The sequence below is a fragment of the Mesorhizobium sp. M1403 genome, from assembly GCF_040317695.1.
Lineage (GTDB): Bacteria > Pseudomonadota > Alphaproteobacteria > Rhizobiales > Rhizobiaceae > Mesorhizobium.
The window spans coordinates 159,383-185,065 of record NZ_JAMYKY010000003.1 but is presented as its reverse complement, the minus strand read 5'-3'; the positions used below and the strand labels follow the sequence as shown (position 1 = coordinate 185,065).

Genomic DNA, 25,683 nt, shown 5'->3' with positions numbered 1-25,683 from the left:
CTAAGTGGTCAGCGGCTGGAACCGACCGGGCGGGGATGCTGCCAGTTCCGACCAGTCGATTTCTTCCTCAAGGCGGTGGTAGGCTTCGTCGCCGATCGTTCCGTCGATGCGCAAACGCTCCAGCGCATCGCGCTGGCTCTTGATGGCATAAAGACGCAATCTGTCATACTCGGTCGCGGCCTGGGCATCCTCCGGGTTTTCGGCGATGGCGCGCTGCGCCGCATATTGCTCTCGCACCGCCCCTGCCGCACTCGATGTCTTGCCGCTCAGCACGTCCAGCGCCGCCTGCATGATGGCGACGCGCGCCTGCGCGACCTCCCGGTCGACGGTCTGGTCGGGGTCGAAATTGAGCAGAAGCAGCAACGGCTTCAGGCTGACGCCTTGCAGCACCAGCGTGCCGAGCACGACAGTGAAAGCGGCGAGCACGATCGGGTCGCGGCCGGGAAAATCGGCCGGCAAGGCGAAGGCTGCCGCAAGCGTCACCAGGCCGCGCATGCCGCACCAGCCGATGAGCACGCCGCCGCGAAATGTCGGAGCGTCTCTCCGCCTGTCCTCATCGCCCAGACGTGCCAGCCTTCTGAGGATCGCGCCACAGCCCAGCACCCAGACCAGCCGCGAGACGATGACGACAGCCAGCACGGCTGCGGCGAAGATGAATGCTTCGACCTGCCCCTGCTCAGCAAGGCGGCCGACGATCAACCGTGCCTGAAGTCCCATCAGAACGAAGGCCAAGACATTGAGCACGAACACCGCCGTCTCCCAGACCGAGTAGGAACTGACACGATTCCTTGCCGGCATGCGGCGCGGCGACGTACGTGCGATCGTCATGGCATAGACGACGATCGTGATGATGGCGGAAAGCCCTATCCTGTCGGCCAGGATCCAGACGCCGAACGTTGAGGCGAATTGCACCACGGTGCCGCTCGCCGGGTCGTCGATGCGGCCGAGTATCGCGAGAGACAACCGGCCGAGCACGTAGCCTGCGGCAAGGCTGCCGACCGTCGACAGCAGGATCATTGGTACGGCACTGCTCAACAGGATGGAGCCGGCGGCTGCGGAAACCGACATCCTGTAGATCAGCAGCGCGGTGGCATCGTTGAGCAGGCTCTCGCCTTCCAGGATGGCGGTGATGCGGTGCGGCACCTTGAACTGTCCGAGCACGGCCGCGGCTGCGACGGCATCGGGCGGCGCCACGATCGCCCCAAGTGCTATGGCCGCGGCAATGGGCAGGCCTGCCATCGTCCAACCGACAAATGCCACGGTCACGGTGGTAAAGATGACGGCGCCGAGCGCCAGCAGGATGAGCGAAACCTTGTAGCGGTTGAGATCGCGCAGCGACGTGTCATAGGCCGCGTCGAGCAGCACCGGCGCGATGAACAGAGCGAGCGCCAGCTCCGGGTCGATCTCGATGGTCGGTGCAAACGGCAGGAAGGCTATGCCGGCGCCGGCCAGCGCCAGCAACGAAGGATAGGGAATCTGCAGACGCCGTGACAACGCCGTCAGGGCGACCGCGGCCAGGAGAAGAACAAGGGTCAGTTCAAAAAGCGCCATGCCCAGTTATAACCGTGAAAAGCGACCGACGGCAGGGGCCTGGACGGTTCGATCATGACTGAGGGCGGTCAGCGAACTGCGGCGGCGCGCTGGAATGCTCCAAGAAGCGCGTCCGCATACATCTGGCGACGCGCCGCATGATCGGCACGCAGCTTTTCGGCCTTTTCATGCGTTCGCGCCGGTCCCTGAGACATGGTGACCATGGCGGACGCTAACGCCACGGCATCGTCGACCGGAAAGAACGTCGCGTTTGGCGCCTGCTCCCGATGAAGGCTGATATCCGAGAGGAGCATCCGTGTGCCGAGCGCCTTGGCTTCCTCGACCGTGGTTGACCAGCCCTCGAACAGCGAAGGATTGATGAGAGCATCGGAAGCAGCGTTGAGGCCGAACACATCCTCGTAAGGCACAAGGCCCAGATGACGGAAATGACCCGACACGCCGGCCTCCCTGGCGCTAGCCAGCAACTGGTCGAAATGTCGGGGATTGCGCGGGTCTTCGGTTCGCCCGGTCAAGATCACGGGGGCAACCTTATCAAGCCCGCCATTTGCCGATATGTGCGCCAATGCTTTGATCACAAGCCCATGGTTCTTGTGCGACCAGAACTGGTTCGGTAGGTAGAAATAACGCTGCGGCAGTTCATACCGTGCGATCACCTCCGCCTGCCTTGCTATATGCGGGGCCGGATCAAGATCGATTGCAAACCGAACGACCGCCGTCTTGCCGCGTGCTGCGGGATAATACGTCTCGCAGTCCCGCCTGGCGTCATCGCTCGACAACAGGATGATGCGTTTGCCGGACGTCTGCAGACGGTATCCCAAATCGCGACGCCACCACATGGAGCGCGAGAACAGGTGTGGCAAGTGTCGGTGCTGGAAGTCAGGAATCCACGATACGACAGAAATCGGAAAACGGTTGCCGTAGAACTGCGCCGGCTCGAACACCACGTCGACGCCTTCGTGGCTTAGTATCCGTGCCGCATCGGCGTCGCTGCCGCTGGCCAGCGCCCGGATGGCGTTGCGACCGCGGCCAAAATCAGCAACCTTCGCATCGACGATCGGCGGCGCGGCCAGGAAAGCATCCATCGATGTGCCGATCTTTTCTGCCTGCGCCGGAGTTAAGAACAGCTTGGCCTGCAACTTCCCGGCCAATTCGCTGGAAATAACGCCGAGCATGTTGCGCAGGTAGGTCTCCCCACCTGACCAGTTGCCTCGGCCGATGAGCGTGAAGCCCGCGGTAATCATCTTCGCCCCTCGATGCCTCAGCCTGCCTTTTTGGAAGGAAACCCGCGCACGATATCGGCCACGGCGGCTGGAAGTTCGATCTTGGCGGACCAGCCAACTCGATTTCCGATCTTGTCCACCTTGGCCAGTTGCGTTGCGCGGTCGACCCTGCGTAAGCGCGCCTTGTCCTCGACGATCTCGATATCGACCTTCATCGCCGCTCCGATCAGGCGAACAAGCTCCTCACCGATGCGTCCCTGCCGGAACCGATATTCATGACATCGAAACTCGCCTCACCAGTGTCGCCGGCCAAAGCCGCCACCCCGGCAGCGGTATCCTCCGCATGGATGTAGTCGCGCCGCGGTTTCAGATTGCCCAATGCGATCCTGGCCTGGCCCTTGGCATTGTAGAGCTGGTTGAGAATATCGGGAATGAGATGCGCATTGGGGTCGTCATGGCCGATAGTGTTGAAGATGCGCGCCACACGCCCCCTCCCGCCGGTCCTGTCGGCCCAGAAACGAAGCTGGCTTTCATTGGTCAGCTTGGACAGAGCATAGTTGTCGCAAGGCCAGGTCCTGGTCGCATCCTCGTCGAGCGGGGCATCGACCCAGTCGTACACCGCGCCGCTGGACGCCAGCACGACCGTTCCGACACCAGCCTTTTCAGCAGCATCGAGGACGATTTCGGTGCCGACCACGTTCACGTCCAACGCATAGGCGCGCTGTCGCTCGCATGTCGGAATGTGGTGAATAGCCGCCAGGTGGATAATGGTGTCGGGCTTGAAACCCTCAGCCAACTCTACCATCCCACTCTTGTCGCGGATGTCGATCTCCCGCGTCTCGCATCCGTCCATGTCAGGCATCGGCATGCCGACCGAAAGATTATCGGCGATCAACACCCGAGCGCCGTCCTTGGCGAGATTTCGCGCGCACCGCCAGCCTATGAAACCAGCTCCGCCCGTAACGAGGACGCGTTGGGGATTCGTCATCAGGATTTCTCTCCGGCTATCTGAAGTTCACAAGGGCATGGCAGCCGGGGCGGACGGATCATCGCGCGGCCGGCAGAGCACCATGAGGGAAAAGCCGCCCAGCAGCAGCGCGCTGGTAGCGGGGGCAACGCTGCCTATCAGTTTGCGCACTGGATTGAGCAATTTGGTGCGCAGAGGCCTCGTGGAAACGTTGGCTTCGCCCGCCACGTCGGTAACGTGCCAATCGACCACCGTGTAACCCGTGTCCTCAAGCGTCGCAAGCGCGGTCTCGCGCGTGAAATAATGGAGATGCCCCACCTTCTGACGTGCGTGCATGTAAGCTCGCCGAACCAGTCCCTGGACGTGAAGGTCCAAAGGAATATGAAAAACGTGATAGCGGCCGTGCGGGCGCAGTGCCCGCAAAAAGCCCATATAGTCTTCGACATGTTCGAAGACGTCGATCAGCATGACAAGGTCATGCACTGACTTGGTCGCCAGAAAATCCTCGTGGTGGAAGATCGCGCCAGACGCCTTTTGCAGCGGCCAGAGTTTTGCTGCGTCTTCGGAAATATCGTATCCATGAATAGGTCTGCCCGGATATTGCGCGGCCAATTTGCCGACGATGCCGCCGCTGCCGCAGCCGACCTCGACGGCGTCGCGCCAGACAACATTGTTGCGCTCCAGGATGTTTGCGATCTCGCGCGCCTTCCAGGCTGTATCGGCCAGATGCCAGTCAGGATTGTTGGCAAGGTACTGACTGTCCGAGTAGATGTCAGCCGCGGTATCAGTGACTGTTATCGGCCGCGCTTCTTCGACCCCTTTAGCCGACATCACGATCTTCCTTTTCACAAATGAACGATACCAGGTGACCGGCTTCGACGACATCAATGCGCGTACCGGTGTTTCTGGCGGGCGCCCGAATCGCATCAGTTCCGGTCAACGCGCTAGGGTCCGGCTCAACCGCCGTGACCTGCCATCCATCGGCCGCCGACGCAAGAGACAGGGTTCCATTGCCCACCCCGAGATCAAAGGCTCGCCCAAGCTGCTTCGGCAAATTGCGGCGCAACTCGGCACTTCCATGATAGCGGCGCGCCGGCATCGATTTCAGTTGATGGAAATACGCTGCGCGCGCCAAGTCGGCCTGTTCCGGATGACCAGGCAACCTGCGCACAGCGTCTTCAGAGTCCAGGAAATTGCTGGAGCCCATCAGCCAAAATGTCCCAAACTGCAGGTCACAAAACCGGCTGCAGACAATTCCAATTCAAGGATCAATCTTCACTCCCCAGCGGGTTTCCCTTGGCGGTCTGCTTGTCTCTTTTGACGCATGAGATTGACCGCGATTGCAACATTCCCTGACTAAATGTGGAGCACAGGAAATCACACCGTCGCGACCTCCGTATATTCGTCCGATCGACAATTGTCACGCTACCAAGCTTGGGTCTGAGCAGATCCGGTTCTTTTGCTCGCGCCGAGACAAATCCGCCTGTCTATTGGCGGATCGCCTGAAGGCGATCCCAGGAAAATGTGGAACAGTTTTTCCAGAACTGCCTCAATGCAGCACAAGCATGTCGCCGGACGAGAACGAAATCTCGGCCTTTTCGCCGACGGCAGGCGGCGGCGTTGCCGGGCTGTTGAATGTGTCTAGCGAGACCGTGCTGCCGCCGATGCCGACGCGCACCCGGATCACCGAACCGAGGAAATGCACCTCGGCGATTTCGCCCGAAAGGCTGGAGTCGCGGCCGGGGTGGCGGCCGAGCGAGATCGCCTCGGGCCGCAACGCCAGTGACAGCGTGTCCCCGGACTTCGAGCCGTTGAGCTTGCCCTTGAGCGAGACCTCTTGCGAGTTGACGCGCACCTTGCCCGAAGCCGCGTCGGTGACCGTGCCTTCCAGCACGTTCAGCGTGCCGACGAAATTGGCGACGAATTTGGTTGCCGGCCGGTTGTAGATCTCGAACGGCGTGCCGACTTGCTCGGCCTTGCCGCCATACATCACAGCGATGCGGTCGGAAATCGACAGCGCCTCTTCCTGGTCATGGGTGACGAAGATGGTGGTGATGCCGAGCTTCTTCTGGATCGAGCGGATTTCCTCGCGCAGCGACACGCGCACCTTGGCATCGAGCGCCGACAACGGCTCGTCGAGCAGCAGGAGCTTCGGCTTCGGCGCGATGGCCCGCGCCAGCGCGATACGCTGCTGCTGGCCACCGGAGAGCTGATAGGGATAGCGATCGCCCATCTGCGGCAGCTTGATGAGGTCGAGCATCTCGGCAACGCGCCTGTCGGCATCGGGCTTGGGCATGCCCGCGACCTTCAGCCCGAAGCCGATGTTCTGCGCCACGGTCAGATTCGGAAACAGCGCGTAAGCCTGGAACACCATGCCGACATTGCGCTGGTTGGGCTTGAGCCGGGTGATGTCCTTGCCGGCCACCACGATCTTGCCGGCGCTCGGCTCCTCGAAGCCGGCGACCATGCGCAGCACCGTCGTCTTGCCGCAGCCCGATGGCCCGAGGAAGGAGACGAATTCGCCCGGCTCGACGTCGAGGTTGAAATCCTGCACCACGGTGGTGGCGCCGAAGGATTTTTGCACCTGCTGTATTGAGAGGAATGGCTCGGCCATGACTTTTTCTTTCGATCAGTTCGGGCGGTTTGCCGATTTCGGCGCGAAGCGCGACAGGATCTGGATCAGCGACATGCAGCCCCAGGTGATGGCGAACGAAATGATCGCCAGTGCCGACGGCTCATAGGCACTGTTGGCGCCGATGTTCTGCAGATAGGGGCCGAAGGCTGGGCGATTCAACAGCGAGGCCATGGTGAACTCGCCGATGACGATGGCAAAACTCAGGAACGCGCCGGATAAGACGGCGATCAGTACGTTCGGCAGGATGATGCGGGCGATGATGGTGGTCCAGCCGGCGCCGAGGATTTGTGCGGCTTCGGTGAGCGTTCTGACGTCGATGGTCCTGAGACCGGTATCGACCGCCCGGTACATATAAGGCAGCGCCAGCACTGCATAGCCGATGACCAGCAGAACATCGGTGCCGCGCGCTGTCGCCAGGAAAGGCAGCGTTGAATTCGAACCGAACATTCTGATGTAGCCGAAGACGATGACGATAGCGGGAATAACCAGCGGCAGCAGAGTGATGAACTCTACGAGCGGCCGCAGATTCGGTAGCCGCAGCCGAATCCAGTAGGCCGTCGGGACAACGAGGAGCACGCCTAAAAGAATGGTGAAAACCGCCACAACGACGGAGTAGGTAAATGTCGTCTGGAAATTCGGATCTTCGAAGACTGAGCGGTAGGCGTCAAAGGAGTATTCCCCGCGCCGCTTACGCAAGGAGAATTCAAAGGTCGCCAAAAGCGGCAGGACAAAATAGGCGGTTCCCACGCCAAAAACGAGCCAAGCCCAAAAGCGGCTGCCTTGCTTCATTTCAGCCACCGCTCGGCTCGCCGTTGGAACAAGATATAGAAGAGGTTGGCCAAGCCGGTGATGACTATCATGCCGAATGCAAGCGCGTAGCCTAGATTCGGATTGTAAAGCACGTCGCCGCGAATCTGCGCGAACAGCTGGATGGGCACGATGTTGAGTGACGGCCCCGTCAGTGCATAGGCTGTTGCGACCGCCCCGAACGCGTTGGCAAAGAGGAGGACCGTCGTGCCGAGAAAACTCGGCCATAAGACCGGGATGACCACCATGCGCCAATATTGCCAATTGCTTGCGCCGAGCGTGGCGGCAGCTTCACCCCATTCCTTCTTCAGCCCATCGACCGCCGGCGTGATGATGACAATCATCAATGGAATCTGGAAATAAAGGTAGGTGAGGATTAGGCCCCAAAACGAAAAGATACTGAAGCCGAGCGAATAGATGTTGATGCCGAAAATGTCTCGCAACAGGATTGTCGCCACTCCGAGCCGACCTAGCGTCGCGATGAACGAGAATGCCAGCGGCACGCCGGCGAAATTCGAGGCGACGCCCGAGAAGGTCAAGGTCGCCGAGCGTAACCACGACGGCAAACCTCCGCGAACGACTGCCACGGCCATTGCCAGGCCGATCAAGGCGCCAAGGATCGCAGAAACAAAGCTGATCTGAATGGATACCCAATAGGCCGCCGCGAGCTTGGGTTGCGACAACGCTATGATGTTATCGAGCGTATAGTCGCCAGCTGCATTTTTGAACGCGCCCGCGACCAGCCCTACCGTGGGCAAGATCAGAAAGAGCAGCGCGAAAATGAAGAACGGAGTTACGCCTAACCAATGCAGTGGCAGCCGAAGGCGGCTGATCTCCGGCGCGCCAGGACTGACGCTGGCTGTCTGGGACATTGTGGAATCTGCCATGGAGTTCCCGAAGTTGGCATAGGGCGCCGGGCGGCGAACCGCCCAGCGCCCTATGAATTACTTCACGACGGCGCCAACGATGGCATCCCAGTTCGTGCTGATTTCCTTCTTGGCAGCGTTCTGTTCGTCCAAAGTAGGGAAGACCGCTTTTTCATAGTTCTCGGCGGCCGGCAGCTTGTCCAGCATCTCCTTCGGGATCACGCCCTTCTTGGCGAGATCGTTGAAGCGGATCGGGTGGCAGTAGCCCTTCAGCCAACCGAGCTGGCCTTCGTCCGAATAGAGATACTCCATCCACAACTTGGCGGCATTCGGGTGCGGCGCATAGGCACTGATCGCCTGAACGTAGACGCCTGCGACCACCGCTCCCTTTGGCACGACGATTTCAATTTCCGGATTGCCGGCCATCTTGTCGCGCATGGCAAGCAGGTTGTAGTCCCAGTTCATCACGATCGGCGTCGTGCCCTGGGCGACAGCTGCCGCTTCAGCGTCGACCGGCACGAAGTTGCCGGCATCGTTGAGCTGCTTGAAGAATTGCAGACCCTTGGCGGCGGCGTCCTGGCCGCCGGTACCACCAGCCGCGAGGCCCGAGGCGTAGACCGACATGACGGCGTTGTTCGACGTGCGCGGGTCACCGGCGAGCGCCACCGAGTTGGCATATTCCGGCTTCTGCAGGTCAGCCCAGTCCTGTGGCGCGTTCTGCACGACGGCTTTGTTCACGCCGAAGGCGAGCACGCCGTAGTAGTCGCCGGTCCAGAAGCCATCGGCATCCTTGGCGCTGTCAGGGATCGTATCCCAGGTCGACACCTTGTAGGGTTGGATCAGGTTATCTGCCTTGGCGGACGGGCCGAAAGACAGGCCGACGTCGATGACATCAGGCGCCTGCGGGCCTTTATTGTCCTTGTTGGCCTTGATCGCCTCGATCTCGTCGCCGGAGCCGGCATCGGGATTGAGTTCGTTGACGGTGATCCCCGGATATTTTGCCTTGAAGCCGGCGATGACGTCGCCATAGCCGCACCAGCTGTGCGGCAGCGCGATCGTGGTGAGCTGGCCTTCCGCCTTGGCTGCGGCGACCAGTTCATCCATGGACTGGGCCGACGAGATGGCAGAGGTCGCCATCAGGGCGACGGCCGAAAGGGAAAGCAGTTTTCCCGTGAATTTGAACATGTGTTCTCTCCGTTGAACTGACGCCGTTGGACGCCTGCGATGCGGTATCGTTTTCGTGTGACAGCCAGATGAAAGCTTTGTGAAAGCGATGCCCTGCAGTACGAAAAAGTAAACTCTTTTTAACCGGCTGTAGCAATCGCTACGCCGTTATTTTTCCGGCTAACTAGTTTCGGCCTTGCCTTTCATCCTTTCCCCCTTTCTTCGCCTCGTTTTTCCCAAATGGATTTGCAATGCTGAAGTTGCCTCAGACGGCGCCGGCGATGGCGTTTTCCAGCAGCGTCAGCGCCGCCTTCTTGGTCAGCTTGACCGGGTTGCCGCCGGCGGTCGGATCGACCACCGCCATGTCGGCGATCAGGCCCTTGCGCTTCTTGTCCATGTCGAGCCCCTTGATCAGGCCGGGCAGCGCGTGCGGCACCTTGAGCTCCTTGCGCAGCTTGACGATCGCCTTGGCAAAGCCGTTGAAGCCGCCCTTGATGCCGCAATAGGCGGCGAGCCGGGCGATGCGCGGCTCGATCGCCTCGCGGTTGAAGGCCAGCACATAGGGCATGAACACGGCGTTGGTCATGCCGTGGTGGGTGTCGTAAAGCGCGCCGATCGGATGCGACAGCGAATGAATGGCGCCAAGCCCTTTCTGGAAGGCGGCGGCCCCCATGGCGGCGGCACTCATCATATTGGCGCGGGCAACCAGATCCTTACCATTGGCATAGGCTTTCGGCAGGTTTTCGAAGACCAGCCTGATGCCTTCCACGGCGATGCCGTCGGCCATCGGGTGATAGCCCGGCGCGCAATAGGCTTCGAGGCAGTGGGCGAGCGCATCCATGCCGGTGCCGGCGGTGATGAAGCCCGGCATGCCGACCGACAGCTCCGGATCGGCGATGACGATCGCCGGCAAAAGCTTCGGATGGAAGATGACCTTCTTGGTGTGGGTCGCTTCATTGGTGATGACGCCGGCGCGGCCGACCTCCGAACCGGTGCCGGCCGTGGTCGGCACGGCGATGATCGGCGCGATCGCATCGGCATCGGCGCGCGTCCACCAGTCGCCGACATCCTCGAAATCCCAGACCGGTCGCGTCTGCCCTGCCTGGAAGGCGATCAGCTTGCCGAGGTCGAGCGCCGAGCCGCCGCCAAAGGCGATGACGCCGTCATGCTTGCCCTTCTTGAACACGGCGATGCCGGCGGTCAGGTTGGAATCGACCGGGTTCGGCTTGACCTCGGAAAACACGCCATACGGCACCTTGGCGTCGTCGAGGATCTTCAGCGTCGAGGCCACCACCGGCAGCTTGGCCAGTCCCGGGTCGGTGACGAACAGCGGCCGCTTGATGCCGGTCGCCGCCAGCACCTCCGGCAGCTCCTTGATGCGTCCGGCGCCGAAGCGGACGGTCGTAGGGTAATTCCATTTAGAAACGAGTTTTGTCATTTCGACCTTCTGACTGCTTTCATGCTCTCGGATGTCGTTAATTCACAAAGGTATTGGCCACACGGTCTGACCGCATCATGTACGGAATCCAGATGGCTGCGGCCCAGACCGAACGGTAAATGTCGCGCATCGTTTCTTTATCGAACGCATCATCCAGCGTTGGAAAGCTGTCGGGAAAAGCCAGATACCCGGCCCATGAATCGACAACGGAATATATCGGCATCGCGAATGCCCAAATCATGTACCAGCCGGGGAATATCTGCCAGCGCTTGAACATGAAGAACAATAATAGGGCCGGGGCTGTAAGGTTTAGTATGCCGGATATCACCAATTCGGCAACAATCAGCACACCTTGGGACAAACTGAAGGCCTGCCAGTTCTGTAACATGCCGAGATAGTCGGTATTGTGCAATTGTACCAACCCTAGTATCGGGGTGAGCATCAACCCGAGCATCGGCAGGACAAGCCAGCCGCCGATACCCTCGGGACCTTCACGATCCGGCAGCGCCGATTGTTGCGTATCCGCCATTACTCCCTCTCAACAGCGATCGTTGGCTTGCCGATCGCCACCGTAGATCACCTCGCGCAGATGGTATGATTTCGGCCTGGTCAGATTGTCGTAGCCGATGGCCGACAGTGCCGCACCCTTGCCGGTGTCCTTGACGCCGGTCCAGACCAGCGCCGGATCGAGATAGTCGCAGCGGTTCATGAACACGGTGCCGGTCTCGACGCGGTCGCCGATCGCCGCCGCATGGTCCGTGTCGCGCGTCCAGATCGAGGCCGTCAGCCCATAGGGGCTGTCGTTCATCAGCGCGATCGCCTCCTCATCGTTGCGCACCTTCATGATACCGACGATCGGGCCAAAGCTTTCCTCGCGCATCACGCTCATCTGGTGGTCGACCTGGGTAAGCACTTCCGGCGCCAGATAGGGCGAGCCTTGCCTGTCGTTAGCCACCTTCGTGTCGATGTGCGCCTTGGCGCCCTTGCGTAGCGCCTCCGCCTTTTGCTCGCGGATCAGGTCGGCGAAGCGCGCCTGCGCCATCGGCCCCATGGTGGTCGCCTGGTCGAGTGGATTGCCGACGACGTAGTTCCTGGTCTCGGCGATGAAGCCTTCGACGAATTCGTCGTAGACCTTCTCGTGGACATAGACGCGCTCGATGCCGCAGCAGCACTGGCCGGAATTGAAGAAGGCGCCGTCGACCAGATTGGCAACGGCATGGTCCATCTTGGCGTCCGGCAGCACATAGGCCGGATCCTTGCCGCCAAGCTCGAGGCCGAGCGTCATGAAGGTGCCCGCCGCCGCCTTTTCGATGGCGCGGCCGCCGGCGACCGAGCCGGTAAAGTTGACATGGTCGATCTTGCCGGAGCCGAGCAGCCTTTCGGTCTGCGCATGGTTCAGAACGAGGTTCTGGAACAGGCCCTTGGGCAGGCCGGCTCTGTCGAACGCCTGCTGAAACCGTTCGCCGACCAACAATGTCTGTGCCGCGTGCTTGAGGATGACGGCGCTGCCCGCCATCAGCGCGGGCACGATCGTGTTGACGGCAGTGAGATAGGGATAGTTCCACGGCGCGATCACCATGACCACGCCGAGCGGCACCTTCTTCACATAGCGGCGAAAGCTGTCCTTCGGGTTGGAGGCCATGACCGGCTTCAGTGCCGCCTCGGCGATCTCGACCATGTAGCTGACGCGTTCCCTGACGCCGCCGAACTCACCGCCATAGCGCACCGGCCGGCCCATCTGCCAGGCGATCTCCGGCACGATCTCGTCGCTCATGGCGACCAGCGCTTCCAGCATGGCAAGCATGTACTTGCCGCGCTCGACGACCGGCGTCTGCGCCCACTTCTCCTGCGCCGCCTTGGCGCGCTCGACCGCGGCACCGATCGCCTGGTCCGTGGCCAGAGGCCGTTCGGCATAGATCGAACCGTCGATGGGGGATTTTATCTTGACCGTTTCGGTCATGCCTTGGGTCCTCGCATTCTACAATAATTCTCGTTGGTCACGCCGCTCTGGAAGGGACGAAACACCGGCGTTGGCCCCGTTCTTCACAGCGAGCGGGTAAAGGTGAGGGACGGGCGGCGCCGACATTGCCAGGTCATTTAATACCGCTCGAACCCCCTGTGCAGTTCCCAGTCCGTAATCCGGCGGTCGTATTCGAACTGTTCCCAGTGTGCCGTGTGGACGTAGTGTTCCAGCACATCGTCGCCGAGTGCCTGCCTCAGCATCTTCGATTCCACCAGCGTCGCGGTAGCGTCGCGCAATGTCTTTGGAATTTCAGGCAACTGCGAGGCCTGGTAGGCGTCGCCGACGAAGGGCTTCTGCAGTTCAAGCTTTTCATCGATGCCGGCAAGCCCGGCCGCGATCAGCGCGGCGAAAGCCAGATAGGGGTTCAAATCGGCACCGCCGATGCGGCATTCCATGCGGATGCCCTTGGTGCCCTCGCCGCAAAGACGGAAACCGGCGGTGCGGTTGTCCTCGCTCCACATGATCTTGGTCGGCGCAAAGGTGCCGGCCTGGAAGCGCTTGTAGGAGTTGATGTAGGGCGCCAGGAACCAGGTGAATTCCTTGGCATATTTGAGCTGGCCGGCTGCCCATTGCTGGCCGAGCGTCGACAGCGTCCACTCGGCATTTTTGTCGTAGAACAACGGCGTCTTGCCGTCGGCGCTCCACAGCGAATTGTGGATGTGGCTGGAATTGCCGGCGAGCCCGTAATTGTACTTGGCCATGAACGAGATCGCCTTGCCTTCGGACTCGGCGATTTCCTTGGCGCCGTTCTTCAGGATGACGTGGCGGTCGGCCATGTCGAGCGCTTCAGCATAGCGGACATTGATCTCTTCCTGGCCGGGACCCCACTCGCCCTTGGAATTCTCGATCGGAATGCCGGCCGCCTCCATTTCGTTGCGCAGCCGGCGCATGACGCCTTCTTCCTTGGTGGTGATGCCGATCTGGTAGTCGCCGATATAGGGCGATGCCGTCTCGAGGCCCTGCCAGTGCTTCCTGCGGGCGGAATCGTAGGTCTCGCTGAACAGGTAGAATTCGAGCTCGGACGCGAAATAGCCGATATAGCCGCGCTCCTGCAGCCGCTTGACCTGCTTCTTCAGCATGGCGCGCGGCGAATGCGCCAGGTCGTCATGGGTGTGGTGGTCGAGCACGTCGCAGATCACCAGCGCCGTCTTCTCCAGCCACGGAATGCGCCGCAGCGTCGCAAGGTCCGGCTTCATGACGAAATCGCCATAACCCTTCGACCAGCTCGCCGCCTTGTAGCCGGGCACCGGTTCCATATCGATATCGGCGGCCAGCAGGTAGTTGCAACCATGCGTCTCGTCATGCGCGGAATCGACGAAGTACCGGGCCAGGAACCGCTTTCCCACAAGCCGCCCCTGCATGTCGACGATGCAGGCCAGCACGGTGTCGACCTCACCGCTGGAAACCGCTTGCTTCAACTGATCGAACGAGAAATTTCCGGCCATTCTTACGGCACTCCAGCGCTTGTCGTTTTGAAAAGGGAATGAAACCATGGCCGGCGCGATGCCGGCCATGGTCATGAGAGAGCGTCAGGCGCCGGCTTCGCCGACAGCTATCTCGGCTGCCTTGATCGCCGCCTGGCGCTTCGCGATCTGGTCGCCGATGGGCGGACCCTGGAAGCGGCGGTTCTCGAAACCGAACCAAAGCACCGCAGTCAGTACAATGAAGCCCAGGGTGATATAGAGCACTTTGTCGTTCGGCGGCTGGATGGCGATGTAGAAGATGATCGCCATGCCGATGACCGACAGGATGCAAAACAGCTTGAACAGGCCGGCACCGAGATTCCATGGGCCGGGATTCGGCCATTTCGCCGTTCCGAAAGCCATCATGCCGAGCGCGATCGGAATGGTGAAGGACAGGAACAGGAACACCAGCGTCGAATTGACGACGATGGTGTAGATGTTGGTGCCGCCGATCGAAATGAACTGGGCAAGAAAGACATAGATGATCTCGAGGATCGCAGCTGTCCAGATGGCATTGACCGGCGTGCGCCAGGTTGGGCTGACTTTGGCGAGCCCGGCCGAACCGACCGGCATGCCGCCGTCGCGAGAGAAGGCAAACAGCATGCGCGAGGCCGAGGTCACCGTAGCGAGGCCGCAGAGGAACTGCGAGATCAGGATGGCCAGATAGAGCAGTGTCTTTAACCATCCTGGCAAGATCGCGTTCATGGTTTCGAAGAACACGGCCCACCCTTGCTTGGCGCCTGCCGCCATATCCGGAATTGCCAGCACGATCGCGCACAGCATCACCCAGCCGATCAGCGACGACCAGAGCACGGATGAAACGATTGCCCGCGGAACCGAGTGCGCCGCCCTCAACGTTTCTTCCGAGGTATGCGCCGACGCATCATAGCCAGTAATGGTGTAAACCGGCAGCAGCAGGCAGAGCAGGAAGAGATACGTCATGGAATCGGACTGCGGGAAAACACCGCCGCCCGCATCGCCCGAATAGTTCGTGAACGTCCACAACCGGGTGATGTCGATCGCTGGAGCAAACACCAGGCAGGCGACGATCAGCACCGCCGTCGCTCCGAGAATCAGGAAGCCGGACGCATCCGTCAGCATGGCGGTCAGCTTGATGCCGAAATGGTTGAACAGCGCCTGAAGGACCGTGATAATGGCAACAAAACCAACGACTTGAGCCGGAGACGCAACACCGTCGGTGGTAAGCCCTGCGCCGAAGGTCCCGTAGAAAAACAAAGACGTTCCGATGTTGATCGCGCCGAGCACGGTGATCAGGCCGAGCAAATTGAGCCATGCGGTAAGCCAGCCAGTGAAACGGTTCCCCAGAATGGATGCCCAGTGATAGAGGCCGCCGGCGGTCGGAAATGCCGAGGCGATCTGGGCCATGGCGAGCGCGAAAAATCCCGAAACCATGCACCCGACGATCCAGCCGATACCAGCCCCGGCGCCACCGATGGACGATGTCGCCTGCGCGAAGGAATTGATGCCGCCTGAGAGGATGCAGATGATCGAGAACGAGATCGCGAAATTCGAGAAGCGGCTCATGCTTCGCGACAGTTCCTGAGCATAGCCCATTCCGTGGAGAACTTTCAGGTCCTCCTTCTTGTCACCTTCGCTGTAACCCGGTGCTACCATTTTGAAGTCCCCTTTTGGTTTCTTAGCTGGCCGATTGAACTGACTTTCCGACTGCGCTTGGTCTGGAGGCCTTGGCCGCTTCGGGCTCCAGATTGAGAAAAATACCCGTGAGCAGATCCGCCCATTTCCGCTGCCCGGCTGCGCCGGAGATCTCGTCGTTGCGGATTTCGATCATTGCGCAGGGCAGCCCGCGCGAGCGGGCATGGCGTTCCAGCGTGAAATAGACGCGGTCGGCCGGCGAATAGGGTTCGTTGACGCCGACGGTGACGCCGGCGACCCGCTGCAGCGCCGCGATCAGCGGCGCCGCCAGCCGGCGGTCCTCGTCGTGGATAACGCCGATATGCCAGGGCCGGCTGCCGCCCTTGTAGACCGGGGTGAAAGAATGGACCGAGACCAGCCGCGTCTCCCGTCCGGCCGCCAGGCGCTCGTCGATGATCGTCGCGATCCGGTCGTGGAACGGCCGCCAAACGAGCGCGATGCGCGCCTCCCGCTGATCGGCCGAAAGCCCCTGATTGGCCGGGACCACGGTTTTTTCGCTGGCGCTGACCGTCACTATCAGGTCCGGTGCATCGAGCGGGCGGTTGCAGTCGATGACGAGCCGCGAAATGCAGGTCTCGACCAGCGTCGCATCGAGTGCCTCGGCCATGCGGCGCGCCACCGGCAAGGCGCCGGGATCCCAGGCGATGTGGCGGGAAAGCTCCTCGGCGGCAAGTCCGAGCGTTCCGAATTCCGGCGGCAGGAAATTGGAGGCGTGGTCGCAGGTTAGCACGAAAGGGCTCAATCCGCCGGGGTTCGTCACCCTTACGGTTTCAGGCGATGCAAGGCTGGCGGGCCGTGCTGTCTCCATTGTCTGCCGTCCCGGGGAGCGCTGTACCGTATGTTACGTATTTTGCCTCATTGCGTCCCTACGGATGATTTCATACAGTTTGGCCGGCTTTGTCAAACGCGATTTCGATAATGCGGTAACGGCCCGGCCAGGGTGGGGAAAAACATGGTTTCCAGCATTGCCGAACTGATCTCCGACCGCATCGGCACCATGCCGGCCGGCGAGCGGCGCGCAGCGCAAACGCTGATCGCCAGCTATCCGCTGATCGGGCTGAAGACGGTCGCCGAATTCTCGGCTGCCGCCGGCGTATCGTCGCCGACGATCCTGCGTTTCGTCGCCCGGCTCGGCTTCCAGAACTATCCGGAATTCCAGTCGGCGCTGCAAGACGAACTGGCGGCGCAATTGCAGTCGCCGGCCTCGCGCACGCTCAATCCGCCATCGCCGGGCAGCAGCGCCGTGTCGCCGATGCTGGAAGCGACGCTCGACAATATGCGCGAGACCTTCCGGCACCTTTCGGATAAGCAGCTTGCCGACATCGTCGCCAAGCTGGCCGACCGGCGCGGCAAGACATTCCTGATCGGTGGCCGCTTCACCGACCCGCTGGCGCGCTACATGGCCGCCCACCTCGCCATCATCCAGCCCAACGTTTTTCACCTCGGCGGGCAGGAAAGCGTCTGGCGCGACCGGCTGATCGACATGGGTAAACGCGACGTGCTGGTGATCTTCGACATCAGGCGCTACCAGGACAGCCTTGTCCGCTTCGCCGAGACGGCCAACCAGCGTGGCGTGCAGATCGTGCTGTTTACCGACCAGTGGCTGTCGCCGATCGCCCGCTTCGCCCGCCACGTCATCGCCGGGCGCACCGCCGTGCCTTCGGCCTGGGACTCATCCGCCGCACTTTTCGTCGTCGTCGAAACGCTGATCGGCGCCGTCACAAGGCAGCTCGAGGCCGACGGCACCAAACGCATCCGCGAGTTGGAAAGCCTACGGTAGAGCGGCCCTTCGGGCGAACGGTCTTCGTTGGGGTCTAGTCAACCAAAAGGCTGACCATCTGCAGGATCAGGATCAGCAAAAAGACGCCAAAGACAGACGCAAAGACCGCTGCCAACAGGACGATGCGTTGTTTCTTACCCACAGCTCCCTCGGGAAGGCATAGCTCCCCCACGATCACGAACGTCAGTCCTGCCTATCGCTCGGCTACCGTCCCAAGTCCTCAAGATCCGCCTGCGGCTTGGGCGGAGGAGTAATGACGACTTGCTTCACGCGCGAAATGAACCGCTGGCCAAGGTGCTCGCTTAGGGAGACGGCTGCATCATTCATCCGACCCATGTCACGGCCGAATGACCACCTTGCCGCTGGGGCTTAACCATTTCAGCCGCAAAGCGTGCCATCGCCCCAGTCCAGATACTTTACCCGTGGCAAGGGTGATCGAAGTTCGGCTAGCCTTGGCGACGCGAAGCCGCTCCTTGACCCACCATCAAACAGCGGTGAACTGCGCGGAGGAATTCGATGAGCTATCTGGACGAGCTGTTCTCAGTCGCCGGCAAGACGGCGCTGGTCACCGGCGCCGCGACCGGCATCGGCCGCATGGCGGCGACCGCTCTGGTCAGGGCCGGCGCCACTGTGATGATCGCCTCGCGCAAGGGCGAGGATTGCGCCAAGGTAGCGGGCGAGTTGAACGGGCTTGGCGCATCCGGCCGGGCCGAGGGTTTCGCCGGCGACGTCGCGAGCGAGGCCGGCATTGCAGCGCTTGTCGCCGAGGTCAGGGCGCGGACCGAACGGCTGCACATACTGGTCAACAATGCCGGCATCTCCTGGGGCGCGCCGCTGGAAAGCTTTCCCTATCATGCCTGGGCCAAGGTGTTCGGCGTCAACGTCACTGCGGTCTTCCATCTGACGCGCGAATTGCTGCCTCTGCTCGAGGCCGCTGCCAGCGAGGCCGACCCGGCCCGGGTGATCAATCTGGGATCGGTGATGGGCACGCAGCCTTTGGCCGAAGACGCTTACTCCTACTCGGCCTCGAAGGCTGCGGTTCACCATCTGACGCGTATCCTGGCGATCGAGTTCGCCGCCCGCCGCATCACCGTCAACGCCTTTGCGCCCGGCCCTTTCCAGAGCCGGATGACGGCCTTCGCCACCGGCACCGAAGACCAGGCAAGACATGTCGGCAACCACGTTCCGATCGGCCGCATCGGCGCACCGGATGACATTGCCGGCGCAACGCTCTATTTGTGCAGCCGTGCCGGCAGCTATGTCACCGGCGCCATCCTGCCGATCGATGGCGGGCAGTCGGTGCAACACGGGCTGACATTGTTCAAGGAATGAGACGCACGCCATCCGGCGAGTGAAATGCCGGGGGTAAGATGGAGGACATCAGCGTGGAACCGATCAGTCTCGATGTGCTTCTGGCCAACGTCGGCAAGGAAGTCGGCGTGTCGCCATGGCGGGTGGTCACGCAGCGCATGATCGACCAGTTCGCCGATGCCACCGACGACCATCAGTTCATCCATTGCGATCCGGAGCGCGCCAGGCGCGAGACGCCGTTCGGCGGCACCATCGCGCACGGCTTCCTGTCGCTTTCGCTGTTGTCGGCAATGACCTTCGAAACCATGCCGCCGCTGGAAAACAGCAAGATGGGCGTCAATCACGGCTTCGATTCGCTGCGCTTCCTGGCGCCGGTGAAGACCGGCTCGCGCATCCGCACCCGCTTCGTGCTGGCCGACGTCAAGGTCAGGCCGTCGGGCTGGGTGCAGACTGCGCACGACGTGACGATCGAGATCGAGGGCTCGAAAAAGCCGGCGCTGACTGCGCGCTGGCTGACGCTGACGCTGATCGAACGCCAACCGGAGGCGGTCTGACTGGCATCCAAGCCTGGGAACCTAAATCTATTTGGCTTCGGCCGCGACGTACTTCATGTGGCGGCTGACCTGCAGCGCAATGTAGACGACCAGTGAGCAACCGATTGGGAACACGATCTCGTTGAGGCCGGTTGCGATAGCCTGTGGCAGTGCCAGAGCAGCGTCGTTCGCCGCGGCCGTCTCAATCGTCAGCACCGTGATGCCGCCACCGAATACCGCGCCTATCAGGGCGCCTGCCAGCGCGAAATGGAGCGGACGGGGTTCTTCCTTCGACGCCAGCGATGCCAGTATCCAGCCGAGCAGCCCGTATTCGATGGCGCGCAGGACACCCAGCGTAGTGAGCGAGAGAACGGCCGGCTTTGCCGCCGCGTCGAGCGCGCTGACCATGACCTTTTGCGTCCCCTTGGCGATGCCCATGGCCAGCGGTGCCGAGATCGCGCTGATTAAGCCGCCGAGCGAGGCTCGCACTTTAGCGAGGGCCGTGCCGAGGCTGACGCCGGCGCAGACGAAGAACGACCAGGTCACGCCTTGCGCCAGTTCGATCAGGATCAGCGTCGTCGCCGGGTAGGAACCTGCCGCAAATCTGACGGTCAGAATGAGAGCCTCCATGGCGAAGCCAAGCGCGATCGCCAGCCATGCAACCATGACGACGCGCCTGAGCGCCATCCTGGCGCGATGGGAAAGCGGGTTCACGTCCGGCACGCCGGACGAAAGCTCAGTCGGGGCCATGTTGGCCTCCCAGATCACAATTCTTGCAGAGCCGCGAATTAGCCTTTGTCTGTAACAGTCCGATGTTGCCGGCTTTATTGCCGGGTTACATCGTTTTGTGACGTCGAACTTCTGCTTCGTGCCACCCTTGTCCGACGCCGTACAGCGTATATATGCTGCATCCAGCCATCAGTCATAAGGCAGTCGAACAATTGCAGCTAAGCGTCCAGGAGCGCCGCGAAAAACAGAAGGCCGAACTGCGTTCCGAACTTGTCGACGCCGCGCACAAGCTTGTCCAGGAAGAAGGCTATGACGGCCTCACCATCCGCAAGCTCGCCAAGCGCGTCGGCTATGCGCCGATGTCGGTCTATTCCTATTTCGCCGACAAGCAGGACATCCTGTTCGCGTTGGCCGAAAACGCCTTCGAGACCCTGGCCAGGCGCATCGCAAATCATACGGCCGACGACCCGATCGAGGCGCTCAAGGCGGTGCTGGTCGAATATGCCGCCTTCGGGCTCGAGAATCCCAACGAATACCGCACCGTCTTCATGACCGAAAAAGTCAGGCCGCCGGCCGGCAAGACGTTCGCCGAAATGCAGAGCGGCAATCCGGCGATGAAAGTGCTGATCGAGAGGGTCGAGGCCTGCGTTGCCGCCGGCAGGCTCAAGGGCGATCCGCGCGCCATCGCCACCATGCTGTGGGCGGTCGGCCACGGCGCCATCTCGCTGCTGATCACCTTCCCGTTCTATCCGTTCGGCGACCAGACGACATTCATCACACGGATCGGCGACATCATGCTCGAAGCCATCGCCGCGCACGAGATTGCGCCGCTCGGCCCGCCGGTCAACTGCTGAGGAGCGGCGTTCCTCCCGATCTGTAGAATCTTTCTCCGAACGATCCGCGCTCCGGTGCCGAGCGTTCGGCAATTCCTGCGCCTAATTTCTCCGTACGCGTACGATTTTTGCTTGAACTCCCTCAGTCCTGGGCGTATCTGTACGCAATACCGTACATGTACGAATGCTGGAACCGGAGACAGATCATGAAGAAGGCAATTCTCACGCTCGCCGCCCTGCTGGCGCTCTCTGGCGCGGCATTTGCCGGCAGCAGTCAGCCAGCCAAGCAAGAAGCGGCCTGCATCGACACCAAGACCGATGTGAAGCTCGATTGCGCGCCGACCGGATCGCTTGAAAACGCCGATGCCGCGACCCACAAGGCCGGCAGCAAGGGCCCGAGGCTCGGCATCGGCATCGACCCGTGGATCGTGCCCAGCAGCTTCTGAGCCGACCGGCGATAATATGCGGCGATGAACCGAAAGGGCGGCAGGAATTTCCGCCCGCCCATCTTGCCGGCCTCAGCCCTGCTTATCGCGCCGTGCAGATCACTTCTTACGCTTCTGTCCCGCCACCCTCTTCGCCTTGCCGGGTCTTGCCGGCGCGCCAGGAATGGCCGTTCCGGTGATCGACACCGGATCGCTGGCCGGGAATGTATCCTCGAGGCCTTCCTCGAGTTCCTCTTCAATATCCGTCTCAGTGCGCTGCTCGTGTTCGAAAGAGCGCACGGCCGGCGTCTTGGCCGGCGACTTCGGCGCGGAGTTCGACGGCATTTGCATTCTCCCTCGGCTCGCTGTCGCAGAGCGGCCGGGCGCGGCGAACATTGCTATGCTGCCGCGTCGCGCGCTGCCTCCGACAGAAAAGTAAAGACATAGTCGGAGAAGGAACGCCAGCATTCGACGCGGAACGCGTCGGCCGCCGTGCGCAACAGCACGATCTCGACCTTGCCAAGAATGGTGCGCGACGCCGCCCCGACCGGAAAGGCGTCGAGCGACAGATCCTGCGGGCAGCCGGCATTGATCGTCGCCGCGGCCGCCGGACCGGTGACCGATATCGCGACATTGCGGTGCGAGATGCCAACCGCCGAATGCAGCGCGGAAATCTTGGCGCAATCGGCGAGTGGATCTTTGCCGCTCTCATCGATGACCAGCCATTCGTCCGGCCCGAGCCACAAGGCGGTGCGTCCAACCTTTGCCGCCGAGGTTTTCGGCCTTTGCGGCAGGGCGACCCCGAGTGCTTTCGAAAGTGCCGCGATCGAGGCGTCCGGCGCGCGCAGCGATATGCGTTCGGCCGGCGGCAGCACGGCAAGTGTGACGGCGGTGGCGGAAAGCGACTGGCCGGCGAGAGCCGGACGGCGTTCGACCGACGGCCCGGCGACGGCGGTTTTCACAGCGGCCTTAGCCATTGAGGCGCTCCCCCTTCTCGTCGAAGAACACCATACCGGTAACCTCCACCTCAATCACCCCGTTCGGCATCGGTACATAGAGCGTCTTGCCTATGCAATCGCGGCCGCCGGCAACCAGCCCCAGTGCGATCGAGCGGCCGCAATTTTGCGACCAATAGCTCGACGTGACATGGCCGATCATCTTCATCGGGATTGCCTGCTTCGGGTCCGCGACGATCTGCGCTCCCTCCTCCAGCACCACCTTGGCATCCCTGGTCTTCAGGCCGACAAGCTGCTTGCGGCCCTTGGCGACCAGATCCGGCCGCGCCATGCCGCGAATGCCGACGAAGTCGGCCTTCTTCTTGCCGACCGCCCAGTCGAGCCCGGCGTCGTTCGGCGTCACTGTGCCGTCGGTATCCTGGCCGACGATGATGTAGCCCTTTTCGGCGCGCAGCACATGCATCGACTCGGTGCCGTAGGCACAGGCGCCATGCTTCTGGCCCTCGGCCCATAGCGCTTCCCAGACCGCCTCGCCGTAATCGGCCGGCACATTGACCTCGAAGCCGCGCTCGCCGCTGAACGACATGCGAAACAGCCTGGTCGGTACGCCGCAGATCCGGCCTTCGCGCACCGACATATGCGGCAGCGCCTCATCCGACATGTCGATGCCCTCGACCAGCGGTGCGATGATGTCGCGAGACTTCGGCCCCTGCACGGCAATGACCGCCCACTGCTCGGTGATCGAGGTCAGCCAGACGTTGAGATGCGGGAACTCGGTTTGGAGATAGTCCTCCATATGGTTCATGACGCGCGGCGCGCCGCCGGTCGTCGTCGTCACGTGGAAACGGTCCGCAGCGAGTCTTCCCACCACGCCATCGTCATAGATGAAACCGTCCTCGCGCAGCATGATGCCGTAGCGGCAGCGGCCGGGCTCGAGCTTCTCCCATGGATTGGTGTAGAGCAGTTCCATGAATTTGGCCGCATCCGGCCCGACCACCTCGATCTTGCCCAGCGTTGACGCGTCGAACAGGCCGGCCGTCTTGCGCACCGTGACGCATTCGCGGTCGACGGCCGCATGTATGTCCTCGCCCGGCTTCGGGAAATACCAGGCGCGCTTCCACTGGCCGACATCCTCGAACATCGCGCCTTGACGCTCTGCCCAGGGATGGATCGCCGTCTTGCGGGTCGGGTCGAACAGGGGACCCCGCGCGTGCCCGACGATCGAGCCGAACGTCACCGGCGTATAGGGCGCACGGAACGTCGTCAGCCCGACCTGCGGGATCGGCTTGCCCAACGTCTCGGCGGCAATCGCCAGGCCGTGCATGTTGGAGGTCTTGCCCTGGTCGGTCGCCATGCCGTTGGTGGTGAAGCGCTTGACGTGCTCGATCGAGCGCATGCCCTCATGCACCGCCTGGCGGATGTCCTTGGCGGTGACGTCGTTCTGGAAGTCGACGAACGCCTTTACCGTCGTTTCTGCCCCGGCGCCGGGCGCCGCACCCAGCATGCCGCGCGACCAGCTCTCGCCGGCATCGACTTTCGGCTTGGTGCCCTTGGCTGGCTTGCTGCCGGCTTCCTTGGCCGCCTTGACGCCCGCTGCATAGGCCTCGTCGATGGTCGCCGACAGCCCGTCCGTGCCGTTGCAGGCGCCGACCGAGACGCAATCCTGTGCATAAATGCCGGGCACGAAGCGCTTGGTCTCGTCGTTGAAGGCAACCTTGCCGCGCGATTGCGAGAACAGATGCACCGACGGCGTCCAGCCGGCCGACATCAGGATTGCGTCGACCGGCATGGTGCGCTCGCCGCCGCCATTCTTCGGTTGCACGGTCATCGACGACACGCGCAATTTGCCGCCGGCGCGGATCACCGCGCGGCCGAAATTGATCTCGATGCCGAGCGCCCTCGCCTCGTCGATCACCGGCCCGGTCGGATTGTCGCGCAGATCGACGATCGCCGCCACGTTGATGCCGGCCTTCTTCAGGTCGATCGCCGCCGCATAGGCGGAATCGTTCGCCGTATAGACGCCGATATTCCTGCCGACCGCGACGCCGTAATGGTTGAGATAGGTGCGCGCCGCCGACGCCAGCATGACGCCGGGACGGTCGTTGTCGGCAAACACCATGTGGCGCTCGATGGCGCCGGTCGCCAACACCACGCGTTTGGCGCGAACCTGCCACAGCCGCTCGCGCGGCAGGTCGCGGCCGGGGCTCTGCAGATGGTCGCTGACGCGCTCAACCAGTCCGACGAAATTCTGCGCGTAATAGCCGAAGGCCGTGGTGCGCGGCAGTACGCGGACATTGTCCATCGCGCTCAACTTGGCGAGAGCGGATTGCGCCCAGGAAAAGCCGTCCTGGCCTTCGATCTTCGCCCCGCTCTCGAAGCGAAGGCTGCCGCCGAATTCCGCCTGCTCGTCGGCAAGGATGACGCGCACGCCGGTTTCGGCGGCAGCCAATGCCGCGGCAATACCCGCCGCACCACCGCCAAGCACCAGCACCTCGCAATGGGCGAAGCGCGCCGAATAATGGTCGGGATCCGGCTGGTCGGGGGCGACGCCGAGACCGGCCGCGGCCCGGATCTTAGGCTCGTAGAGGTTCTTCCACGCAGCCTTCGGCCACATGAAGGTCTTGTAGTAGAAGCCGGCCGAAAGCATCGGCGAGGCGATGCTGCTGACCGCACCGATGTCGAAGGCGAGCGACGGCCAGCGGTTCTGCGACTGTGCCGTCAGCCCGTCATAGAGTTCCTGTACCGTGGCGCGGACGTTCGGCGTCTTGCGTGCCGCGTCGCGCTTGATCTCGACCAGCGCGTTCGGCTCTTCGGCGCCGGCCGACAGGAAGCCGCGCGGCCGGTGGTATTTGAACGAGCGGCCGACGAGATGGACGCCATTGGCAAGCAGCGCCGAGGCCAGCGTGTCGCCCTCGATGCCGGTATAGGGGCGGCCGTCGAAGCTGAAGCCAGCTATCTTTGCCTGCTTGAGCCGCCCGGCGCCGGCAATGCGGAACGTCGCGCTCATTTGGCGGCTCCCGGCAGCTTCGCCGGCTTTGGCTCGCCGGCCTTGTAGGTCATCAGGAACCTGTCGCTGACGGTGTCGCGCACGGCGTTGAAGAACCGCGCGCAGCCATGCATGTGCCGCCACCGCTCATAGATGATCCCCTTGGGATTGGAGCGGATGAAGAAGAACTTTTCGAAGTCGTCGTCGCTCTCGCCGGCGATGTTTGGGGAACGCGCAATATGCGCCTCACCGGCGTTGCGGAATTCGAGCTCGGGACGCTCTTCCTCGCAATAGGGGCAGCGGATGAGAAGCATGGTTGGTC

General features: G+C 62.1%; 27 protein-coding genes. 5 read left to right on the top strand and 22 right to left on the bottom strand.

The features are described 5' to 3' along the window. From NKH01_RS08555 to NKH01_RS08480, 16 genes are all read right to left on the bottom strand, one after another. Positions 1-1,551 (bottom strand): cation:proton antiporter, encoded by a 1,551-nt coding sequence (locus NKH01_RS08555; RefSeq protein ID WP_352845555.1) that lies wholly within the window; start codon positions 1,549-1,551, stop codon positions 1-3. 68 nt (positions 1,552-1,619) lie between these two features. Then, entirely contained in the window at positions 1,620-2,792 is a 1,173-nt protein-coding gene (locus NKH01_RS08550; RefSeq protein ID WP_023719048.1) for a glycosyltransferase family 4 protein, read from the bottom strand. A 17-nt stretch (positions 2,793-2,809) separates the two neighbouring features. Then, positions 2,810-2,986, bottom strand: a complete 177-nt coding sequence (locus NKH01_RS08545; RefSeq protein WP_353019922.1) for a hypothetical protein — start codon at positions 2,984-2,986, stop codon at positions 2,810-2,812. An 11-nt stretch (positions 2,987-2,997) separates the two neighbouring features. After that, positions 2,998-3,759 (bottom strand): NAD-dependent epimerase/dehydratase family protein, encoded by a 762-nt coding sequence (locus NKH01_RS08540; RefSeq protein ID WP_353019921.1) that lies wholly within the window; start codon positions 3,757-3,759, stop codon positions 2,998-3,000. Positions 3,760-3,786: 27 nt separating this feature from the next. Continuing rightward, the gene (locus NKH01_RS08535) at positions 3,787-4,623 is read right to left on the bottom strand and encodes a methyltransferase domain-containing protein (RefSeq protein ID WP_353019920.1); all 837 of its coding nucleotides are present in this window, start codon (positions 4,621-4,623) and stop codon (positions 3,787-3,789) included. After that, on the bottom strand, positions 4,559-4,945 hold the full coding sequence (locus NKH01_RS08530) for a class I SAM-dependent methyltransferase (RefSeq protein WP_023719046.1): 387 nt from the start codon (positions 4,943-4,945) through the stop codon (positions 4,559-4,561). The genes NKH01_RS08535 and NKH01_RS08530 overlap by 65 nt, the downstream gene beginning before the upstream one ends. A gap of 342 nt (positions 4,946-5,287) precedes the next feature. Continuing rightward, the gene (locus NKH01_RS08525) at positions 5,288-6,352 is read right to left on the bottom strand and encodes an ABC transporter ATP-binding protein (RefSeq protein ID WP_023719045.1); all 1,065 of its coding nucleotides are present in this window, start codon (positions 6,350-6,352) and stop codon (positions 5,288-5,290) included. Between the two features lie 15 nt (positions 6,353-6,367). Beyond that, positions 6,368-7,162: an ABC transporter permease gene (locus NKH01_RS08520; protein ID WP_352484656.1), complete on the bottom strand. Its 795-nt coding sequence runs from the start codon at positions 7,160-7,162 to the stop codon at positions 6,368-6,370. Beyond that, positions 7,159-8,052, bottom strand: coding sequence for an ABC transporter permease (locus tag NKH01_RS08515; RefSeq protein WP_352494690.1), 894 nt, complete (start codon positions 8,050-8,052; stop codon positions 7,159-7,161). The genes NKH01_RS08520 and NKH01_RS08515 overlap by 4 nt, the downstream gene beginning before the upstream one ends. 72 nt (positions 8,053-8,124) lie before the next feature. Next, positions 8,125-9,231, bottom strand: a complete 1,107-nt coding sequence (locus NKH01_RS08510) for an ABC transporter substrate-binding protein (RefSeq protein WP_352909130.1) — start codon at positions 9,229-9,231, stop codon at positions 8,125-8,127. Between the two features lie 244 nt (positions 9,232-9,475). Then, positions 9,476-10,648, bottom strand: a complete 1,173-nt coding sequence (locus tag NKH01_RS08505) for an iron-containing alcohol dehydrogenase (RefSeq protein ID WP_352590548.1) — start codon at positions 10,646-10,648, stop codon at positions 9,476-9,478. A gap of 37 nt (positions 10,649-10,685) precedes the next feature. Beyond that, positions 10,686-11,177, bottom strand: coding sequence for a DUF2569 domain-containing protein (locus NKH01_RS08500; protein WP_352590545.1), 492 nt, complete (start codon positions 11,175-11,177; stop codon positions 10,686-10,688). Positions 11,178-11,186: 9 nt separating this feature from the next. Next, a complete protein-coding gene (locus tag NKH01_RS08495) occupies positions 11,187-12,608 on the bottom strand; it encodes an aldehyde dehydrogenase family protein (protein WP_353019918.1) in 1,422 nt (473 codons plus the stop codon). Positions 12,609-12,745: 137 nt separating this feature from the next. Beyond that, on the bottom strand, positions 12,746-14,116 hold the full coding sequence (locus NKH01_RS08490; RefSeq protein WP_352815552.1) for a glutamine synthetase family protein: 1,371 nt from the start codon (positions 14,114-14,116) through the stop codon (positions 12,746-12,748). A gap of 84 nt (positions 14,117-14,200) precedes the next feature. Then, entirely contained in the window at positions 14,201-15,769 is a 1,569-nt protein-coding gene (locus NKH01_RS08485; RefSeq protein WP_352484627.1) for an amino acid permease, read from the bottom strand. Positions 15,770-15,791: 22 nt separating this feature from the next. Then, positions 15,792-16,616, bottom strand: coding sequence for an N-formylglutamate amidohydrolase (locus tag NKH01_RS08480; protein WP_353019916.1), 825 nt, complete (start codon positions 16,614-16,616; stop codon positions 15,792-15,794). Positions 16,617-16,760: 144 nt separating this feature from the next. Between NKH01_RS08480 and NKH01_RS08475 the strand changes: the two genes are divergently transcribed. Continuing rightward, positions 16,761-17,588: a MurR/RpiR family transcriptional regulator gene (locus tag NKH01_RS08475; RefSeq protein WP_023719035.1), complete on the top strand. Its 828-nt coding sequence runs from the start codon at positions 16,761-16,763 to the stop codon at positions 17,586-17,588. A 34-nt stretch (positions 17,589-17,622) separates the two neighbouring features. Here NKH01_RS08475 and NKH01_RS08470 read toward each other — a convergent pair whose 3' ends face one another. Further along, positions 17,623-17,766, bottom strand: a complete 144-nt coding sequence (locus NKH01_RS08470) for a hypothetical protein (protein WP_352484631.1) — start codon at positions 17,764-17,766, stop codon at positions 17,623-17,625. A 338-nt stretch (positions 17,767-18,104) separates the two neighbouring features. On the opposite strand from NKH01_RS08470, the gene NKH01_RS08465 reads away from it, so the two are divergent. Together NKH01_RS08465 and NKH01_RS08460 are read left to right on the top strand one after the other, a co-directional pair. Then, a complete protein-coding gene (locus NKH01_RS08465; protein WP_352494684.1) occupies positions 18,105-18,920 on the top strand; it encodes an SDR family oxidoreductase in 816 nt (271 codons plus the stop codon). A 38-nt stretch (positions 18,921-18,958) separates the two neighbouring features. After that, positions 18,959-19,453 carry a MaoC family dehydratase gene (locus tag NKH01_RS08460; RefSeq protein WP_031194015.1) on the top strand — a complete coding sequence of 165 codons (495 nt, stop codon included), beginning with the start codon at positions 18,959-18,961 and terminating at the stop codon, positions 19,451-19,453. Between the two features lie 27 nt (positions 19,454-19,480). Here the strand turns inward: NKH01_RS08460 and NKH01_RS08455 are convergent, their stop codons facing one another. Continuing rightward, entirely contained in the window at positions 19,481-20,182 is a 702-nt protein-coding gene (locus NKH01_RS08455; RefSeq protein ID WP_353019915.1) for a hypothetical protein, read from the bottom strand. Between the two features lie 191 nt (positions 20,183-20,373). On the opposite strand from NKH01_RS08455, the gene NKH01_RS08450 reads away from it, so the two are divergent. Both NKH01_RS08450 and NKH01_RS08445 read left to right on the top strand, forming a co-directional pair. Continuing rightward, entirely contained in the window at positions 20,374-21,015 is a 642-nt protein-coding gene (locus NKH01_RS08450; RefSeq protein WP_352845538.1) for a TetR/AcrR family transcriptional regulator, read from the top strand. Positions 21,016-21,200: 185 nt separating this feature from the next. Further along, positions 21,201-21,440: a DUF680 domain-containing protein gene (locus NKH01_RS08445; protein WP_352845537.1), complete on the top strand. Its 240-nt coding sequence runs from the start codon at positions 21,201-21,203 to the stop codon at positions 21,438-21,440. Between the two features lie 99 nt (positions 21,441-21,539). On the opposite strand, the gene NKH01_RS08440 is transcribed toward NKH01_RS08445, so the two are convergent. Genes NKH01_RS08440 through NKH01_RS08425 form a run of 4 tightly spaced genes read right to left on the bottom strand, consistent with a single transcriptional unit; the run spans position 21,540 to position 25,675 of the window. Next, positions 21,540-21,764, bottom strand: a complete 225-nt coding sequence (locus NKH01_RS08440) for a hypothetical protein (protein ID WP_352845535.1) — start codon at positions 21,762-21,764, stop codon at positions 21,540-21,542. A gap of 53 nt (positions 21,765-21,817) precedes the next feature. Beyond that, complete coding sequence (locus NKH01_RS08435) at positions 21,818-22,396, bottom strand: sarcosine oxidase subunit gamma (RefSeq protein ID WP_352845533.1); 579 nt, start codon at positions 22,394-22,396, stop codon at positions 21,818-21,820. Next, the gene (locus tag NKH01_RS08430; RefSeq protein WP_353019914.1) at positions 22,389-25,382 is read right to left on the bottom strand and encodes a sarcosine oxidase subunit alpha; all 2,994 of its coding nucleotides are present in this window, start codon (positions 25,380-25,382) and stop codon (positions 22,389-22,391) included. The genes NKH01_RS08435 and NKH01_RS08430 overlap by 8 nt, the downstream gene beginning before the upstream one ends. After that, positions 25,379-25,675, bottom strand: a complete 297-nt coding sequence (locus tag NKH01_RS08425; protein WP_023719025.1) for a sarcosine oxidase subunit delta — start codon at positions 25,673-25,675, stop codon at positions 25,379-25,381. Before NKH01_RS08425 ends, NKH01_RS08430 begins: the two co-directional genes overlap by 4 nt. Positions 25,676-25,683: the final 8 nt, after the last annotated feature.